Annotated in this window: 23 protein-coding genes; 11 read left to right on the top strand and 12 right to left on the bottom strand. The window is 47.9% G+C overall.

Annotated features, from left to right (window positions below):
• Window positions 1-2 precede the first annotated feature (2 nt).
• From B2X65_RS07925 to mlaF, 6 genes are read right to left on the bottom strand one after another with little or no spacing between them, the layout of a single operon-like run.
• Complete coding sequence (locus B2X65_RS07925) at window positions 3-260, bottom strand: BolA family protein (protein ID WP_290611776.1); 258 nt, start codon at window positions 258-260, stop codon at window positions 3-5.
• Between the two features lie 8 nt (window positions 261-268).
• The gene (locus B2X65_RS07920) at window positions 269-577 is read right to left on the bottom strand and encodes an STAS domain-containing protein (protein ID WP_290611775.1); all 309 of its coding nucleotides are present in this window, start codon (window positions 575-577) and stop codon (window positions 269-271) included.
• 3 nt (window positions 578-580) lie between these two features.
• Entirely contained in the window at window positions 581-1,255 is a 675-nt protein-coding gene (locus tag B2X65_RS07915; protein ID WP_290611773.1) for an MlaC/ttg2D family ABC transporter substrate-binding protein, read from the bottom strand.
• A 2-nt stretch (window positions 1,256-1,257) separates the two neighbouring features.
• Window positions 1,258-1,722, bottom strand: a complete 465-nt coding sequence (gene mlaD, locus B2X65_RS07910) for an outer membrane lipid asymmetry maintenance protein MlaD (protein ID WP_290611772.1) — start codon at window positions 1,720-1,722, stop codon at window positions 1,258-1,260.
• 1 nt (window position 1,723) lies between these two features.
• Window positions 1,724-2,506, bottom strand: a complete 783-nt coding sequence (mlaE, locus tag B2X65_RS07905; protein WP_290611771.1) for a lipid asymmetry maintenance ABC transporter permease subunit MlaE — start codon at window positions 2,504-2,506, stop codon at window positions 1,724-1,726.
• Complete coding sequence (gene mlaF / locus B2X65_RS07900) at window positions 2,503-3,294, bottom strand: phospholipid ABC transporter ATP-binding protein MlaF (RefSeq protein ID WP_290611890.1); 792 nt, start codon at window positions 3,292-3,294, stop codon at window positions 2,503-2,505. The genes mlaE and mlaF overlap by 4 nt, the downstream gene beginning before the upstream one ends.
• Window positions 3,295-3,581: 287 nt before the next feature.
• Here mlaF and B2X65_RS07895 point away from each other — a divergent pair, with 287 nt between their 5' ends.
• The 11 genes from B2X65_RS07895 to B2X65_RS07845 are packed head-to-tail and all read left to right on the top strand — an operon-like array spanning window position 3,582 to window position 11,318.
• Window positions 3,582-4,559: a calcium/sodium antiporter gene (locus B2X65_RS07895; RefSeq protein ID WP_290611769.1), complete on the top strand. Its 978-nt coding sequence runs from the start codon at window positions 3,582-3,584 to the stop codon at window positions 4,557-4,559.
• Between the two features lie 26 nt (window positions 4,560-4,585).
• Complete coding sequence (locus B2X65_RS07890; protein WP_290611768.1) at window positions 4,586-5,554, top strand: KpsF/GutQ family sugar-phosphate isomerase; 969 nt, start codon at window positions 4,586-4,588, stop codon at window positions 5,552-5,554.
• Between the two features lies 1 nt (window position 5,555).
• Window positions 5,556-6,110, top strand: a complete 555-nt coding sequence (kdsC, locus tag B2X65_RS07885) for a 3-deoxy-manno-octulosonate-8-phosphatase KdsC (protein WP_290611767.1) — start codon at window positions 5,556-5,558, stop codon at window positions 6,108-6,110.
• On the top strand, window positions 6,107-6,664 hold the full coding sequence (gene lptC / locus B2X65_RS07880; RefSeq protein WP_290611766.1) for an LPS export ABC transporter periplasmic protein LptC: 558 nt from the start codon (window positions 6,107-6,109) through the stop codon (window positions 6,662-6,664). Before kdsC ends, lptC begins: the two co-directional genes overlap by 4 nt.
• Window positions 6,651-7,145, top strand: coding sequence for a lipopolysaccharide transport periplasmic protein LptA (gene lptA, locus B2X65_RS07875; RefSeq protein ID WP_290611765.1), 495 nt, complete (start codon window positions 6,651-6,653; stop codon window positions 7,143-7,145). Before lptC ends, lptA begins: the two co-directional genes overlap by 14 nt.
• A complete protein-coding gene (gene lptB / locus B2X65_RS07870) occupies window positions 7,142-7,864 on the top strand; it encodes an LPS export ABC transporter ATP-binding protein (protein WP_290611764.1) in 723 nt (240 codons plus the stop codon). The genes lptA and lptB overlap by 4 nt, the downstream gene beginning before the upstream one ends.
• Before the next feature lie 46 nt (window positions 7,865-7,910).
• Window positions 7,911-9,407: an RNA polymerase factor sigma-54 gene (locus B2X65_RS07865; protein ID WP_290611763.1), complete on the top strand. Its 1,497-nt coding sequence runs from the start codon at window positions 7,911-7,913 to the stop codon at window positions 9,405-9,407.
• Window positions 9,408-9,433: 26 nt separating this feature from the next.
• The gene (hpf, locus tag B2X65_RS07860; protein ID WP_290611762.1) at window positions 9,434-9,721 is read left to right on the top strand and encodes a ribosome hibernation promoting factor; all 288 of its coding nucleotides are present in this window, start codon (window positions 9,434-9,436) and stop codon (window positions 9,719-9,721) included.
• 7 nt (window positions 9,722-9,728) lie between these two features.
• A complete protein-coding gene (gene ptsN, locus B2X65_RS07855) occupies window positions 9,729-10,202 on the top strand; it encodes a PTS IIA-like nitrogen regulatory protein PtsN (RefSeq protein ID WP_290611761.1) in 474 nt (157 codons plus the stop codon).
• A complete protein-coding gene (rapZ, locus tag B2X65_RS07850; protein ID WP_290611760.1) occupies window positions 10,199-11,056 on the top strand; it encodes an RNase adapter RapZ in 858 nt (285 codons plus the stop codon). Before ptsN ends, rapZ begins: the two co-directional genes overlap by 4 nt.
• Window positions 11,046-11,318 (top strand): HPr family phosphocarrier protein, encoded by a 273-nt coding sequence (locus B2X65_RS07845; protein WP_290611759.1) that lies wholly within the window; start codon window positions 11,046-11,048, stop codon window positions 11,316-11,318. Before rapZ ends, B2X65_RS07845 begins: the two co-directional genes overlap by 11 nt.
• 7 nt (window positions 11,319-11,325) lie before the next feature.
• Here the strand turns inward: B2X65_RS07845 and B2X65_RS07840 are convergent, their stop codons facing one another.
• From B2X65_RS07840 to B2X65_RS07815, 6 genes are read right to left on the bottom strand one after another with little or no spacing between them, the layout of a single operon-like run.
• Complete coding sequence (locus B2X65_RS07840; protein ID WP_290611758.1) at window positions 11,326-11,715, bottom strand: Na+/H+ antiporter subunit G; 390 nt, start codon at window positions 11,713-11,715, stop codon at window positions 11,326-11,328.
• Window positions 11,716-11,725: 10 nt separating this feature from the next.
• Window positions 11,726-11,995 carry a K+/H+ antiporter subunit F gene (locus tag B2X65_RS07835; RefSeq protein ID WP_290611757.1) on the bottom strand — a complete coding sequence of 90 codons (270 nt, stop codon included), beginning with the start codon at window positions 11,993-11,995 and terminating at the stop codon, window positions 11,726-11,728.
• Complete coding sequence (locus B2X65_RS07830; RefSeq protein ID WP_290611756.1) at window positions 11,989-12,525, bottom strand: Na+/H+ antiporter subunit E; 537 nt, start codon at window positions 12,523-12,525, stop codon at window positions 11,989-11,991. The genes B2X65_RS07835 and B2X65_RS07830 overlap by 7 nt, the downstream gene beginning before the upstream one ends.
• Complete coding sequence (locus tag B2X65_RS07825) at window positions 12,522-14,045, bottom strand: monovalent cation/H+ antiporter subunit D (protein WP_290611755.1); 1,524 nt, start codon at window positions 14,043-14,045, stop codon at window positions 12,522-12,524. Before B2X65_RS07825 ends, B2X65_RS07830 begins: the two co-directional genes overlap by 4 nt.
• The gene (locus tag B2X65_RS07820) at window positions 14,045-14,398 is read right to left on the bottom strand and encodes a Na+/H+ antiporter subunit C (protein WP_290611754.1); all 354 of its coding nucleotides are present in this window, start codon (window positions 14,396-14,398) and stop codon (window positions 14,045-14,047) included. The genes B2X65_RS07825 and B2X65_RS07820 overlap by 1 nt, the downstream gene beginning before the upstream one ends.
• Window positions 14,398-17,193, bottom strand: a complete 2,796-nt coding sequence (locus tag B2X65_RS07815) for a monovalent cation/H+ antiporter subunit A (protein ID WP_290611753.1) — start codon at window positions 17,191-17,193, stop codon at window positions 14,398-14,400. Before B2X65_RS07815 ends, B2X65_RS07820 begins: the two co-directional genes overlap by 1 nt.
• Between the last annotated feature and the right edge of the window lie 82 nt (window positions 17,194-17,275).

The following is a 17,275-nucleotide window of genomic DNA, read 5'->3' as shown; positions in this document are numbered from 1 at the left end:
TCTTACACAGGTGGGTTTAAAAGTTTTTCTCTGCGCCATTGTTCCGGCGTAAAGGCCTTGATGCTAACCGCATGAATACTGCCGTCTGCAATTGCACTCATCAGGGGAGCGTAAATCATTTGCTGTTGCTTAACCCGGCTGACGTCGGCAAAACAGTTGCCTACCGCCGTTACCGAATAATGCGACCCCTCGGCGCGAACATATATTTCAGTCAACTGCAATTGCTCTGTCAGCAGTTGTTCAATCTGTTTAATCTCCACACGACACCTTAATCTGTTATCGGTAACAAGGACGTTACGGCGCTAACCTTTGCTAAAGCAAGTAGTTGCGCGGGAACTTTGATAAATTCGATATCCAGCTTCTGCTTGCGCGCTTTCCCGAGCTGTTGAATTAACCATGCTAATCCGGCTGAGTCTACATTGCTTAGGGCGGAAAAATCAAAGATTACCTTGCCGTTGAGGGTATTTAACAATTTAAAAGGTGAATATAGCATTAACGTGTCGCGGTTCAGCTCTCCACTGAACCGCACAATGTTATTTTCAGAAGCATTATTTTCAGCAACAATGTTAAGTGACACGACTTACTCCGGCACTTTTATCGGTTCTTTCGCTTTTTCCAGCAGGAGTTCAGTCACCCGGGCTACGCCTTGCTGCCGGATCAGGTTGCTCAGCTCCGCCCGTTTGCTGTCCAATAAAGAGATACCCTCAGCCACCATGTCATACACCAGCCAGTATTCAGAGCCACGATTACGGCGTAATTTAAAGTCGATGGTGATATCTGGTTTACCAGGATCTATTACCCGGGTTTTAATGGTCATAATACTTTGATTTTCAGGTGGGCGTGCCGGTTGAATAATCACTTTCTGATCACGGTAATAGGTTAATGCACCGGCATAAGAAGCCACCATGTAATCCTCGAATGCCACCACAAACGCATCAAACTCTTCCCGGGGCAACTCCCGCAAATTGACCGAGCGGCCAATTACCGTTAACGCGGCATATCGACCGTCAATATAGGGTACCAGTTCTTCATTGACGATGACCCGCAAGTGCTCTTTATCCTCTGCAATCAGCTGCTGATCTTTGGCAATGCGTTGAAACGTCTTGTCAGCAACCACTTCCATCATTTCAAACGGGTCAGTGTATTGCTTCACCTGTTGTGTTGCGGTTTTTTCAGCTGTCTCGTTACTGTATGCGGTAAAAGGAACCGCTACCAACACAGCCAGTAACAGAGCGCTACCCGATAAATATTTCACAATTAATTTCCCCGGTTAAATAAGAACTGGCCAATAAGCTCTTCCAGCACAATAGCTGAACGCGTATCTTGAATAGAGTCACCATCTGCCAGAATTTGGACGGTTTCATCGATAAAACCCGGCTGCAAACCGAGGTACTGTTCACCTAACAAACCTGAAGTTAAGATGGCAACAGAACTGGTTTCCGGAAAATTACTGTATTGCTCATTAATCTCCATTTTAACTACCGGGGTGTAGTACACCGTATCCAACTCAATAGAGGCTACCCTACCCACTACCACACCACCTACTTTAATCGGAGAGCGAACTTTTAAACCCCCGATATTCTCGAACTTAGCATACAATACATAACTCTCGCCTGAACCCGATACCCCGGCATTAGCAACTTTCAGCGCCAGCATAAGAAATGCAGCAACCGCTACAACAATAAAAGCGCCAACTAAAATTTCAATTTTCCGTGTGGTCATTTTATCCACCAAACATTAATGCAGTTAATATAAAGTCAAAGCCCAGAACCGTTAATGAAGCTGTTACTACGGTCTGAGTCGTCGCCTGGCTTATTCCCTCTGAGGTCGGCACCGCGTCATAGCCTTTGTGTAACGCTATCCAGATAACGATGATAGCAAAAACAACACTTTTAATGACGCCGTTTACCACATCCTGATACAGATCAACATTGGCCTGCATCGTTGACCAGTAGCTTCCGCCATCGACACCCAGCCAGTCTACTCCAATCAAATGGCCACCAAGAATACCGACAGCGTTAAATACCAGCGCCAACAGCGGCATGCTGATAACCCCGGCCCAAAAGCGTGGCGCTATAATCCGACGTAATGGGTCAACGGCCATCATCTCCATACCAGACAATTGCTCAGTTGCTTTCATCAGGCCAATTTCTGCCGTCAATGCGCTGCCGGCGCGACCGGCAAACAACAGCGCAGTGACCACCGGTCCCAGTTCCCGTAGCAAGCTCAATGCGACCAGCGGCCCAAGCATGCCGTCCGCACCAAACTTTACCAATACTGTGTAGCCCTGCAGAGCCAGCACCATTCCGATAAACAGGCCTGACACCACAATGATCAACAGTGACAGCACGCCAATCACATACAGTTGCCTGATAAGCAGCGGGAAACCTTTACGAAAATCAGGTTTCCCAACCAGAGCACCAAACAACATTAGCCCCGAGCGGCCAAAGCCGGCTACGTTGTCAATGGTGCTTCGCCCCAGCGCTTGCAGTTTGTCCGTTATCACCTGGCAGACTCCATCAATTCATCTTCGTAGGCATCAGCCCGGTAATGAAAAGGTACAGCGCCGTCCGCCTCACCTTTTAAAAATTGTTGCACCAGTTCTGACTTATGCTGACGAAGTTGCTCGGGAGTACCATGGCCAATCACTTTCTTTTCGGCAACCACATAAACGTAATCAGCAATACTCATTACTTCCGTAACATCATGTGAAACCACGATGGACGTTAAGCCCAACGCGTTATTTAATTCTTTAATTAACCTGACAATCACGCCCATTGAAATAGGATCCTGGCCGGCAAAAGGTTCATCAAACATGATTAACTCTGGGTCGAGCGCTATGGCTCTTGCCAGGGCCGCCCGTCTTGCCATACCACCTGACAACTCGGCAGGCTTCAGATCGCGGGCACCCCGTAAGCCAACAGATTCTAACTTCATCAATACGATAAGCCGGATTAACGATTCTGGCAGCCGGGTGTGCTCACGTATAGGAAAGGCTACGTTGTCAAACACCGACATCTCGGTAAACAAGGCGCCGCTTTGAAACAACATACTCATTTTTTTGCGTGCCCGATATAAATCGGCTCGTGATAATGCCGGTATATCCTGGCCATCAAATAAAATATGGCCGCTGTCAGGCTTTAACTGGCCGCCAATAAGTTTGAGCAGCGTTGTTTTACCAATGCCGCTCGGTCCCATGATGGCCGTAACCTTGCCGCGACGCACTTGCATACTCATGTCGTCATAGATCAGGCGTTGGCCACGGGAAAAACTTAAGTGCTGGATATCAACCATAATATCGGACAAATTGGACTCCAACTGAAAACAACCGCGAAAGCAGTTTTACCGACCTGGTATCGAGCCTGCCAATATACATACGAGGGTGTATGTTTGCAATCCGATACCAGAAATCCCTTAGGTTGTCATATTGTAAAGGTATTGCAGCTCAATGTCGTTACAAAAAATCGTAACAAAGTGTGCGAAAAAATCGAAGACAACTGAACTTGTGGTTTTTTTTTGCAATTACCGTCAATAACACGGAAAATACAGTTAACTTTAGCCGTAAACTACAGGACTGCTGCGTGTCTCCTTTACTCGTCGCTATTTTTTTTGTCATTGTTGGCCTGGTATTATTGATCTGGAGTGCTGATCGTTTTGTCTATGGCGCGTCGTCAATTGCCCGCAATAGTGGTATTTCACCTATGGTAATTGGCCTTACCATCGTTGCAATGGGCTCTTCGGCGCCTGAAATGCTGGTGTCGGCAACCGCGGCCTGGCAAGGCAAACTGGACACTTCGGTCGGTAATGCTGTCGGTTCTAATATCACCAATATTTTACTGGTTATCGGTGCGGCAGCATTGTTGAAGCCTATTGCGGTTTCGTCATTAACCTTACGTCGTGAATTTCCGTTGTTATTGGTTTGCACGCTGTTCGGCTACTACCTGTTGTCTGACGATTTGCTAACCCGGGTGGAAGGCATTGTGTTACTGGTCGCCTTTTTTAGTTTTCTGGCGTTACTGGTTTATTGGGGAAAACATGCCACCCCGGATGACCCGTTAATAGCAGAGATTAACGCTGACGTACCTACCGTTAATATTTCTACGCTCAAAGCCGTCCTATGGGCTGCAGCCGGACTCATATTGTTACTGGCGAGCTCACAACTGCTTGTTCATGGTGCAGTAACTATCGCCCGCTATGCTGGTCTTAGTGATTTGGTGATTGGTTTGACCATCATCGCTATTGGCACCAGCCTGCCGGAGTTGGCAGCAAGCATTATTGGTATTTTAAAAGGCGAGGATGATTTGGCTCTGGGAAATATTATCGGCTCCAATATCTTTAATATTCTTGCTGTTTTAGGTTTAGGCGCCGTTATAGGCCCGGACATGATCGATCCGAATGCCGGTGGTCGCGACAGTTACGTCATGATCGGTGCCACGGTGTTAATGTTGCTAATGTCAGTGCGGCTGACGCGGATGCAACGGATCAACCGGGTTGAGGGTGCTATACTGCTGGCAGCATTTATCGGCTACCAATATCTGTTGTTCTCACAAACGGCATAATCGTTTTCTTACTTATGGCTAAAACTATGATCAGCACGTTTTGTAACCGGGCACTGGAAGTGCTGCAGATTGAAGCAGAAGCAGTTCGACAACTTGCCCAATATATCAATGACGATTTTGAGCAAGCCTGCCAGCTGTTGTTTAGCAGTAAAGGCAAAGTTATCGTGATGGGAATGGGCAAGTCCGGCCACATCGCCAATAAGATATCGGCTACTTTAGCGTCAACTGGTACACCGGCTTTTTTTGTCCACCCTGCTGAAGCCAGTCATGGTGATTTAGGCATGCTTACGGCAGGTGACATCGTGCTGGCAATTTCAAATTCAGGTGAAACTGCAGAAATTTTAACAATATTGCCGGTAATTAAACGCCTTGGTATTACCTTAATCAGCATGTCAGGCAATCCGGGGTCAACGTTGGCTAAGTTATCTGATGTCCATTTGTGTGTAAAGGTAGAGCAGGAAGCTTGCCCGCTGGGATTAGCACCGACGGCCAGCACAACTGCAACGCTGGCGATGGGTGACGCGTTGGCTGTGGCTTTACTGGATGCCCGCGGCTTTTCTGCCGACGATTTCGCGCTGTCTCATCCAGGGGGCAGTCTCGGTCGCAAACTGCTACTGCGCCTAAGCGATGTCATGCACAAAGACAGCCAGGTCCCACTAGTTAGGCGACACGCTACCATCAAAGAAGCCTTGCTGGAGATTTCAGAAAAGGGTCTGGGGATGACAGCGGTAGTTAACGATGACCAGAGCCTGGCAGGAATTTTTACTGACGGTGATTTACGACGGATCCTCGACCTTAAACTGGATATTCACAGCACCGCCATTGAACAGGTTATGACCACCCCCTGCACTACCGCCAATGCAGAAATGCTTGCCGGCGAAGCCCTGAAAATTATGCAGCAGAAAAAAATTAACGGCCTGCTTATTGTCGACCAGCATCGGGTGCCGGTGGGTGCGATGAATATGCACGATTTATTGCGGGCAGGAGTACTTTAGCATGTCGCTTTTTGCCAGCCTTTATCAACCTGTCAGTGACGACATTCTGAGCCGCGCCGCCGCAATTAAATTATTAATTTGCGATGTGGATGGCGTATTTTCTGATGGCCGGATTTATCTGGGCAATAACGGGGAGGAACTCAAGGCATTTCATACCCGCGATGGCTTTGGTATTAAAGCATTGCGCCATGCCGGCATTGAGGTGGCCATCATTACTGGTCGCACCTCCGCTATTGTTGAACAACGGATGCGTTCGCTGACCGTACCTTATATTTATCAGGGCCAGGAAAATAAACTGGAAGCCTTTGCCAGTGTGCAACAGCAACTGGCGCTAAGCACAGAGCAGATTGGCTATATAGGTGATGATTTATCAGATTGGCAGGTCATGCAACATTGTGGCTTATCGGTGGCGGTAAAAGATGCCCATCCCTATCTGCGTCTGCACGCAGATTACCTGACATCACTGCCAGGTGGCTTCGGGGCAGTGCGCGAACTGGCTGATTTACTGCTGATCAGTCAGCATAAGTTTCAACAGTTTGATGGCAGCAGCTCATGAAAAAAACCCTGTTCCTGTTGGTATTTGCTTTGGTATTAACGGCAACTTACATCAGGTTTAACCAGACTGAGCAACTTAACCTGAATGATGCCGACCGTGAACTGTTGCCCGATTATATTGCCGAACAGGTAACCCGAACCCTGTATGACGGGCAAGGCTATGTGGCGGATCATATTAAGGCTGAGCGCTTAGAATTTTTTGAACGTTTAGGTTTTACCCAGTTTGAAAACCCAGAATATACCTTGTTTGATGCTGAGCATCAGCCTGCATGGAAAGTGACCAGCCAGTTTGGCATATGGTTACCCGAAGATAAAATTATTCTGGAGCAACACGTTAGTATTGTGAATGTCAGCGGCAGCGAGCTGGTCGACCGCATCGATACTGATAACCTGGAGCTGCTGTTGCCAAGTAAAGTGCTGCAAACCACAGCAGCGGTAAAAATTATTGGTAAAGGTTTTTATATTAATGGTATAGGCTTGCAAGCAGATTTAACTGAGCAGAATCTGCGGATTGTAAAGCACTTGGAGACGGTATACGCCAATGAACAAAATTAACCTATTTTTCCTCACTGTACTGCTATCTGCAAACTGCTTTGCCAGTGACGCGGATTACAGCCAACCCATTGCTATTACTTCTGACAATAACGAAACCTCAATCAAAGATTATGTCTCCGTTTATACCCAGAATGTCGAAGTACGCCAGGGTAGCTTAAATATCAAAGCAGACCGTTTAGAAATTAATGCCAGTGCAGGAAAAGGTAACGAAGTATTTATTACCACAGGTACACCCGTGCAATACAGCCAGCTGCTGGAAGGCGAAATACCGGTAACCGCCACCGCGGCTGAGATCCGGTATGACCTCGCCAGCCGCACACTAACCCTAAGCGGTGACGCCCAACTGAGCCAAAGTGGTAGTCAGGTGCAGGCCGCCGTCATTCGTTATAACATTGAAACGCAACAAATCAGCGCAGAAAGTGGTGAGCAGAAAAAACGGGTAACCACGATTTTCACCCCGCAGAACAAGGAAAATCCATGAAGTTAGTGGCAGCGCATCTGGCTAAGAGTTATAAAGGCAGACAGGTGGTCAAAGATGTCAGCCTTGAAGTCAGCGCGGGACAGATTGTCGGCTTGCTCGGACCCAATGGAGCCGGCAAAACGACGACCTTCTACATGATTGTCGGCCTGGTCCCTTCGGACAAAGGTCAAATCATGTTAAATAATCAGGATATTACCTTCGATCCTATTCATGCCCGGGCCAGAGCAGGCATTGGCTACTTACCACAAGAAAGTTCCATTTTCCGAAAGTTGACCGTATACGATAACTTATTAGCGATACTGCAAACCCGCAAGGATCTTAGCAACGCAAAACGCGAAGAGCTGGCAGACGACTTACTGGAAGAGTTTCATATCGGCCACATTAAAAATAGTTTAGGCATGAGCTTATCCGGAGGCGAACGGCGCCGGGTTGAAATTGCCAGGGCGCTCGCTGCAAATCCGGCTTTTATTCTGCTGGATGAACCCTTTGCAGGCGTGGACCCTATCTCAGTGCTGGACATCAAAAAGATAATTCAACATTTAGGACAACGTGGCATTGGTGTATTAATTACCGACCACAATGTCAGAGAAACCCTTGATGTTTGCGAAATGGCCTATATCGTCAGTCATGGTGAGCTGATTGCCGCCGGTCCGCCACAGGAAGTATTAGTGAATCAGCAGGTTCGTGATGTATACCTGGGCGAGCAATTCAGGCTATAGTTAAGAAAAACGACAAACGCCTGCTTCAGGAGAGAAATAGACGTAAATGAAACCCTCTTTGCAACTTCGGTTAGGTCAGCAACTTACAATGACACCGCAACTACAACAAGCTATCCGCTTGCTGCAGTTGTCCACCATTGAGCTTCAGCAGGAAATACAGGAAGCGCTGGACGCCAACCCTTTACTTGAAAGTGAAGATGAGTTCGAAAGCTTTTCTGCTGATCCGGACACTAGTGATGTAAATGACAACGATACCCGCTCTGCATCAGAGGAAAGTAACGATACCGCACAGGAAAATCTGACTGAAATTGCCGAACGTGACAGCAGTGAATCAATATCTGAGCAAGGTTTGCAAGATGATTTACCGCTGGACAACAATTGGGATGATTTAATCAGCGCCGCGCCAGTCAGTGCCGGCTCTCCCCCCGATGAAGATATGGTTTTCCAGGGTGAAACCAGTGAAACGCTGCAGGATTATCTGCGCTGGCAAATGCAGTTAACACCCTTCTCTGAAACCGATTTAGCCATCGCCGAGATTATTATTGAAGGTATCGATGAAACCGGGTTACTAACCATAGACGTGGCTGAAATTCTGGAGTCGCTGGGTCTGCCGGATGTAGAAGAAGATGAAGTTGAAGCGGTAATCAAACGGATCCAATTATTTGACCCTGTTGGTGTTGGCGCCCGAACTATTGCTGAATGCCTGCTGGTACAACTGCGACAATTTGATCCCAACACGCCATTTTTGCAGCAGGCCAAACATGTCATTAAAGAACATACTGATTATTTAGCGAACCGGGACTTTCGTTCTTTGATGCGTGTGACTAAACTGAAAGAAGATGAGCTAAAAGAAGTGATGCGGCTCATCCTCAGTTTAAACCCCAGACCCGGGGCCGATGTGATTCGTCAGGAACAACAATACGTGATACCTGACGTGTCAGTAATGAAAGTAAAAGGCCGTTGGCAAGTGGAGTTAAACCCGGATGCAATGCCAAAAGTCAGAATAAATCAGCAATATGCGGCGATGTCCCGTACCGCCAAAAATACGGCTGATACCCAGTTCATCAGGTCTCACCTGCAGGAGGCAAAGTGGTTTCTGAAAAGCCTTGAAAGCCGCAACGATACTTTATTAAAGGTTGCAAACTGCATTGTACAGCAGCAACAAGCCTTTTTTGAGCACGGTGAAGAAGCAATGAAACCGATGGTCTTAAACGATGTGGCCGAGATGGTCGGTATGCACGAGTCAACGATTTCCAGGGTGACCACCCAGAAATTTATGCACACTCCAAGGGGAATATTTGAACTTAAATTCTTTTTTTCCAGTCATGTTAGTACAGAAAGCGGCGGTGAGTGCTCGTCGACCGCTATCCGGGCTTTTATTAAAAAGTTGGTGGCGGCTGAAAACCCAGCCAAGCCACTCAGTGACAGCAAGATGGCAGATATATTGTCAGAGCAAGGCATTAATGTAGCGCGGCGCACCATTGCCAAGTACCGTGAGGCCCTGTTTATTCCGCCATCGAATCAACGTAAGACCTTGGTTTAGGTCAGCAAAAAAGAAGGAAAACGTCTATGCAAATCAACTTAACGGGTCATCATGTAGAAATTACCACTGCATTAAAAGAGTACGTAGACACTAAATTCGCCAAGCTGGAACGTCACTTTGATCACATTAACAATGTACATGTCATCCTAAACGTGGAAAAATTAAGACAAATTGCTGAAGCTAAACTGCATCTGACCGGCGGTGAAGTTTTTGCCGCTTCAGAAGATGAAAATATGTACGCGGCCATCGACCAGTTAATTGATAAACTCGATAGGCAAGTCATTAAACATAAAGAAAAAATAGCCCGACACTAAACTTATTATGATCAACTTAAGCACTATGCTAGCCGAGAACTGCACCAAGAGTGCAGTTCTTTTTAACAGCAAAAAACGGGTTCTCGAGTATATAGCGGAATTAGCGCATCAGCGCTTACCGGAAATAAGCGAGTACACTATCCTCGAAGCATTAATGACCCGTGAAAAGCTAGGCTCTACGGGTATTGGCGGAGGTATTGCTATTCCGCATGGCAAGCTTAAAACCGTCACCCAACCTATTCTGGTATTTGTGGTTACCAAAGATACTGTTGCTTTTGATGCCATTGATAATCAGGCAGTTGATATCTTCTGCGCTATCTTAATTCCTGAAGAACAGTGTCAGGCTCATTTAACGACCCTCGCCGGTATTGCCCGCTTGTTAAGTCAAAAAGAATTAACTCGTAAAATCCGGCATGCAGAATCTGATGAACAGTTATATCAGTTGATCATCGACGCCAGTGAGGTGATGGGAACATCATGAAATTATTGGTCGTCAGCGGTCGCTCAGGCTCAGGCAAGTCAGTGGCATTACGGGTGTTAGAAGACCTTGGCTATTACTGCGTCGATAATATACCGGTAAATCTGTTACCGACTCTTGCCACTACGGTAATGGGTCAGTATGAGCGGGTAGCCGTTAGCATTGATGTTCGGAATTTACCGCAAGATCCCGATGAACTGGCAGATATTTTATCTTACCTGCCTCGCAAGCTTGACCTGACAATATTGTATCTCGATGCTGATCACGCCAGCTTAATAAAACGTTTCAGTGAAACGCGCCGCTTGCATCCGCTGTCCCATCAGGCCATGTCGCTGGACGAGGCAATCTCGCGTGAACAGCAACTGCTAGACCCTATTTCCAGCCGCGCAGACTTATATATTGATACCACCGAACTAAATGTTCATCAGTTAGCAGAACAGCTGCGCGAACGGATCCTCGGACAAAAAACCGGCCGTCTGGTCATGCTGTTTGAATCGTTCGGTTTTAAATACGGTATTCCTAAAGACGCTGACTTTGTTTTTGATGCCCGCTTTTTGCCAAATCCCCATTGGGAACCAGAGCTTAAGCCATTAACCGGCCTTGACCAGCCGGTAAAAGACTATCTGGCATCTCAGGCTGTGGTTGCTAAATATACCTGGCAAATCAACAGTTTTATCAGCAGTTGGCTGCCTCATCTGGAACGGAACAACCGCAGCTATCTTACCATTGCAATCGGTTGTACCGGCGGTCAGCACCGCTCAGTTTACATTGCAGAGAGTCTGGCAGACAGCTATCGCAGCCAGCGTGAGGACGTACAAATCCGGCACAGGGAGCTGGTTCGTCATCATGGCCACTAAACTTAGCCGCAACGTTACTATCGTCAATCAACTGGGTTTACACGCCCGGGCAGCGACCAAACTGGCCCAGTTGTGCCAGCAGTTTCAGGCCCATATTGAGTTAGTTTATCAAGATAAAACGGCCGATGCCTGCAGCGTTTTAGCCTTGCTTATGCTGGCAAGCAGCAAAGGTAAGACCTTGCAGGTGACTGCAGAAGGTTCTGATGCGGCTGCAGCATTAAGCGCCGTGGTATCCTTAATAGAACAAGGCTTTGGCGAGTAACCACCGGTTAAGGTTTGTTTTCAGCTGTCAGTACCTTTTTCGGGTCACCGCTTCCCTCTTGCTGCCCCTGCTTTAATTCGCGTTCACCACGGGTTCGGTCAATCGCTTTTAACTGATGATGCAATGCCGTTTTAATCAGCATATGAGCACTTATGGGTGCAGTTATCAGCAGGAAAATAGTAATCAGCAATTCATGTACACTGACGCTATGTGACAAGCTGAAATAAAAAATCGAGCCCAGTAAAATGCCCCCCATACCAAGAGTCGTGGCCTTAGTCGGGCCATGCAAGCGCATAAAAAAGTCTGGCATCCGGCTTAAGCCTATGGAGCCAATTAATACAAAACAGCCACCGAGTAATAAGAAAAAAGCGACAGCCCATTCCATCCAGTTTTGCATTATGTCGCTCCTATTCGATGATATCGCCGCGCAGCAGGAATTTGCATACGGCTACCGTACTGACAAAACCTAACATTGCAATCAGTAACGCTGCTTCAAAATAAAGCGGCGAGCCCATTAACAGGCCGTATAAAATAATCAGCGCGATACTGTTAATAAACATGGTATCCAGCGCCAGAATCCGGTCAGGAATACTAGGACCGACCAGTAAACGCCAGAGATTAAGCAGTAACGCCAGGCTAATCATGCCAAACACCAGAAATATCACTTGTTCTAACATTGAAATATCTCCTTCAGTGGTGCTTCATACCGGCTTTTTATGGTCGCAATTAATTCTGCTTCGTCCTCTAAATTGAGAACATGAATAAGCAACCAGCGCTGGGTAATTTCAGCATCACCCGGCTGGGTATCATGACAGGGATACACATCGGCGCTCACGGTACCCGGGGTCATAGAGACGGTGCTGGCCAGAATAGTAATGGGTAAATCGTGCTGCAGATCCAATGGCATTCTTACAAATGCCGGATTTAACCGACGCTGCGGCCCCAGGATCAGGATCGCGACCTGAGCATTGGCGGTAACAATGTCGCCAAATACCCGCAGAATATATCGTAGTGCCAGTAATGGCCGCTCAATCAGTGGTTGCGGATCACGGAATTTGCCACTAATCCAGGGAATAATCAGCGCCAGAATAGTACCAAAAAATAAATGAATTAATTCAACACTCTGATTTAACAGCAGCCACACCAGCAGCAGCAGCAAACTGCGATACGGTGTGGGTAACCAGCTATAGCGAGGCGTTACTCTCATGGCGTACCTCCAAAAGTTGTGGTATCACCCAGTATAATAGCGATACTACTTTGAATATCTCGTATCTGGTCAGCCGCGGCAAAGGTAAGCTCAGTAAGCGGACCGGCAAATACTGCCATTAGCGGTGCAGCGAGTAACAGCCAGACCAATGCAAACGTCTGCAACGGTAACATTCTTTCCGGGCCGGCTTCATTACCACTGACCCGCCAGAACAAAATACTGCCCGCGCGCGATAGCCCGATTAACACCATTAAACTGCTGAGTAAAATCACAGACCAAAGCAGTATCTGTTGCAACGGTGAACTGGCGGCTTGCAAAATCATTAGTTTGCCAACAAAACCTGACAGGGGTGGTAAACCTGCCACGGCAATAGCAGCAACAATAAACAGTGTACCCAGCAAAGCAGGTTGTCCCATACGCCTGCCCGGCACTAATCTGTCACCTGCCTTGCCGCGCTGGGCGCCAATAACGTCAGCCAGTAAAAATAGCGCGCCGCACACCATCGTCGAGTGAACCGTGTAATATAATATGGCTGACGTGGCCGCAGTACTTTGCAGCGAAACCAAAGTAACCAGGGTACCAACTGATATAATCACCAGATTGGCCACCAGCTTTCTGAAATCCTGACTGGCTAATACCCCAATAGCACCGAGCATAATGGTGGCTAAGCCAAGCGGCCATAACCAGTCAGAAGCCATACCAGCCAAAGGTCCGGCCTGCTCACCAAAGATAGTGGTATAAACCCGCAGTAAAGAATAAGTGCCTATTTTGGTCATCACCGCAAAAAGTGCGGCAACCGGTGGCGATGCAGCAGAATAGGTTGCGGGCAGCCAGAATTGTAAGGGTAAAATTGCTGCTTTAAGGGCAAATACAATTAACAGCAACAAACCACCAGACTTCACCAGCATCACGTTCTCTGGCGGCAACTTCGCTACCTGAACCGCCATATCAGCAATATTCAAGGTGCCAAGGGTGCCATACAAAATACCTAACGAGAATAGAAATACGGCCGAGCCCGCCAGGTTTAGTACCACATAGTGCACTGCGGCTTTGGTTTTATTTTTACCGCCGGCATGCACCAGCAGACCATAAGAGGCGATTAACAGCACTTCAAAAAAGACGAACAGGTTAAATAAATCGCCGGTTAAAAAGGCACCATTAATACCCATCAACTGAAACTGAAATAAAGGATGGAAAAATGAACCTCGCTCATCTTCTCCGGCGCTGCCATAACAAATCGCTCCCAGAGCCAAAAACGACGTTAAGCACACCATGCTGACACTGAAAATATCAGCGACCAGAATAATACCAAACGGAGGCTGCCAGGCACCCAAAGCATAAAACGACACACCCGTATGCTGCGTTTGCACTAACAAACACACGGTCAGGATCAACAGAATAACCGTAGAGACCATGCTGACCCAGCGCCTGCGCATTGGCGAATAATGAATAGGAGGTAGCATAATCAGTAGCGCAGTAAATATTGGCAGTAAAATAGGCGCGATTATCAGATGCGACATTAACGGCTCTCCTTGCGGCTACTTTCAGTTTCCGGCAATTTGCCATCAACATGGTCATTACCCAAATCTGCCCGGGCCCGAATCGCCAGGATCACCAGATAAGCGGTCATGGCAAAGCCTATGACTATTGCCGTCAGCACCAACGCCTGTGGCAAAGGGTCAGCATAATTGTCGGTAGTGCCAAGCACCGCAGCACCCTGTAGTGTCAGCCTTCCAGATGAAAATAAAAATAAGTTAACGGCATAGGCCAGCATGGTTAGCCCCACCACAACCGGAAACGTGCGGCCGCGTAGCATCAAAAATACGCCGCAGGCCGTCAGGAAGCCAATACAACCTGCAAGTAAGCTTTCCATTAAATGCTCTCCGTATGCACAGGACGATGACTGGTAGTCATCTTACCCAGACTGGCCAGGATCAGCAGGGTTGACCCCACTACCGTAACATATACCCCGGCATCAAAAGCAATTGCACTGGCCAGCTCTATTTTTCCCAGTAGAGGTATATCAAAATAATCGAACCATGACGTTAAAAACGGTTTATTAAACAGCCAGCTGGCCACGCCAGTTACCAGCGCAATCATCAGGCCGACCGCAACCACCCGCTGATACTCGATATTCATCCGGCTTTTCACCCATTCAACCCCGTGGGCAATGTATTGCAGAATTAACGCCACGGCAGTGACCAGGCCTGCAATAAAACCGCCACCAGGTAAGTTATGGCCCCGGAAGAAAATAAACACCGACACCATTAATGCCAAAGGTAATAAACTCTGGGATACCGTAGCCAGTAATACCGGATGACGTTCCAACGCCCAGGGCCTGCCCTCGCCATCGCTGCTGGGTTTAAACACCGGGATCCGGGTCAGCAGCTTAAAAATACCCAGTGACGCGATACCTAACACCGCTATCTCACCAAAGGTATCAAAGCCCCGGAAATCGACCAGAATAACGTTCACCACGTTAGTGCCGCCACCACCGGTTTTCGCATTGGCCAGGAAGTAATCGGAAATGGTATTAAAGGGTCGGGTCATAATGGCGTAACTAATACTGCCAATCACCACACCCACCATACTGGCCAGACTGATATCACGGATGACCCGGGTCGGGCTAGATTGTTTCGGTGTTTTATGAGGTAAGAAAAACAGTGCCAGCATTAACAGGATAATGGTCACCACTTCTACTGACAGCTGAGTCAGCGCCAGATCCGGAGCTGAAAAGCGGGTAAAGGCAATAGACACCATCAAGCCCACCACAGAAATCATCAGTAGCGCAACTACCCGCTGCCGGTGAAATACCACAGTCGCAAACGCGGTAATCAGCAACATTGCCGCGCCGGTTGCGTTAACGGCATCAACTGGCAGTTCTGGTCGCCCGCCAAACAGCGTGTCCAGTTGTAGCAACGGCAGTCCTGCCAATACCACAACAGCGCTTAACAAAAACACCAGATAACGCTGTAATGAACCATTGTCCAGCCGGCCGTAAAATTGCTGACAACGTTTGGCCAAAGATTTCATCGCCAGTTCAAAGGTATTAATGGCATCTACCCCTGGCAGCGTGTTCTGAAAATCAAATAAATGTTTACGGTTTATATAAATCAGTGCGCCGCCGGCCAGCGCCACCACACTCATTAGCAAGGCCACATTAAAACCATGCCAGATAGCCAGGCTGTATTCAGGCACCGTCCCGCCGAGCACCGAGGAAGAGGCGGCATGCAGTAAATCGCCGACAATGTAACCTGGCGCTATACCGACCAGAATACAAAGCACCACCAATACTTCAACCGGCATCCGCATATAGCGCGGTGGCTCATGCGGTGTTTTCGTCAACCCTTTTGGCTTACCATTAAAAAATACGTCGTGAATAAAGCGGGTGGAATAGGCCACAGAGAACACGCCTGCCACCGTTGCCAGTACCGGAATAATCCACGATAACGAGCCGAGCAGGTGCTGTTGCAGGGTTTCGACAAAAAACATTTCTTTAGATAAGAAGCCGTTGAGTAACGGTACCCCCGCCATGGCTGCCGCCGCGACCATAGCCAGGGTGGCGGTAATCGGCATAAAGTGCCACAGGCCGTTTAGTTTTCGCATATCGCGCGAGCCTGACTCGTGATCGATAATACCGGCAGCCATAAACAGCGACGCTTTAAACGTAGCATGGTTAATAATATGAAATACCCCGGCGACCGCGGCTAAGTCGGTGCCCATACCAAACAGCAAAGTAATTAATCCCAGATGGCTGATGGTGGAATAGGCCAGCAAGCCTTTCAAGTCATGCTTAAACAATGCCAGATAAGCACCAACCAGTAAGGTGGTTAAGCCGGTCATACTCACCAGTAAAAACCACAAGTCGGTGCCCGCCATGGCTGGATAAAACCGCGCCAGTAAGAAAATACCCGCTTTCACCATAGTGGCGGAGTGTAAGTAAGCGCTTACCGGGGTGGGCGCAGCCATCGCATTGGGTAGCCAGAAATGAAACGGAAACTGCGCTGATTTTGTGAAACAGCCTAACAAAAACAATACTAAAACCAGCGGATACCAAGCATGTTGCTGAATAACGGCACCACTGGCCAGAATGACATCTAAATCGTAGCTGCCGGTAATCTGGCCAAGTAACAACAAGGCCGCCAGTAAACACAAGCCGCCTGCGCCGGTCACCGTCAGCGCCATCCGGGCGCCACGGCGCGCTTCAGACTTGTGCCACCAGAAACTTATCAGTAAAAAAGAGCTGATACTGGTCAGTTCCCAGAACAACCACAGCTGCAGCACATTATTAGATAATACAATGCCCATCATTGCGGTCATAAACAGCATCAGATAAGCGTAAAAGCGCGGCATAGAATCTTGTTCAGATAAATAATACCGCGCATACAAAATAATCAGTAAACCAATACCCAGAATTAACAGACTAAACAGAAATGCCAGTCCATCTAACCGGATGCTGACATCCAACCCGAGCAATGGTATCCAGCCCAGGGTATAGCGAAAGCTTTCGCCGGCAAAAATGGCACTGCTGTGGTAAAACAGCAGCATTAACGCGATCGCCGGTGGAATGGCCGTGGCCGTGGCACAGGCACTTCGCCGCCAGTTGGCCGTCAATACCGGCACCAGAGTACCCAGCAGGGGAAGTAATAGTATCCATAACAATGTCATAGCGTCGTTGCTTCCTTTACAAAATGGCCAAATTCTAAACTAAACTGCAAATCTGTGTCCTGCAGACCAAACGCGCTATCTG

Origin of the sequence: Arsukibacterium sp. UBA3155 (assembly GCA_002364615.1) — a bacterium.
Taxonomy (GTDB): Bacteria; Pseudomonadota; Gammaproteobacteria; order Enterobacterales; family Alteromonadaceae; genus Alishewanella.
This window is presented reverse-complemented; position numbering and strand designations above follow the sequence as displayed.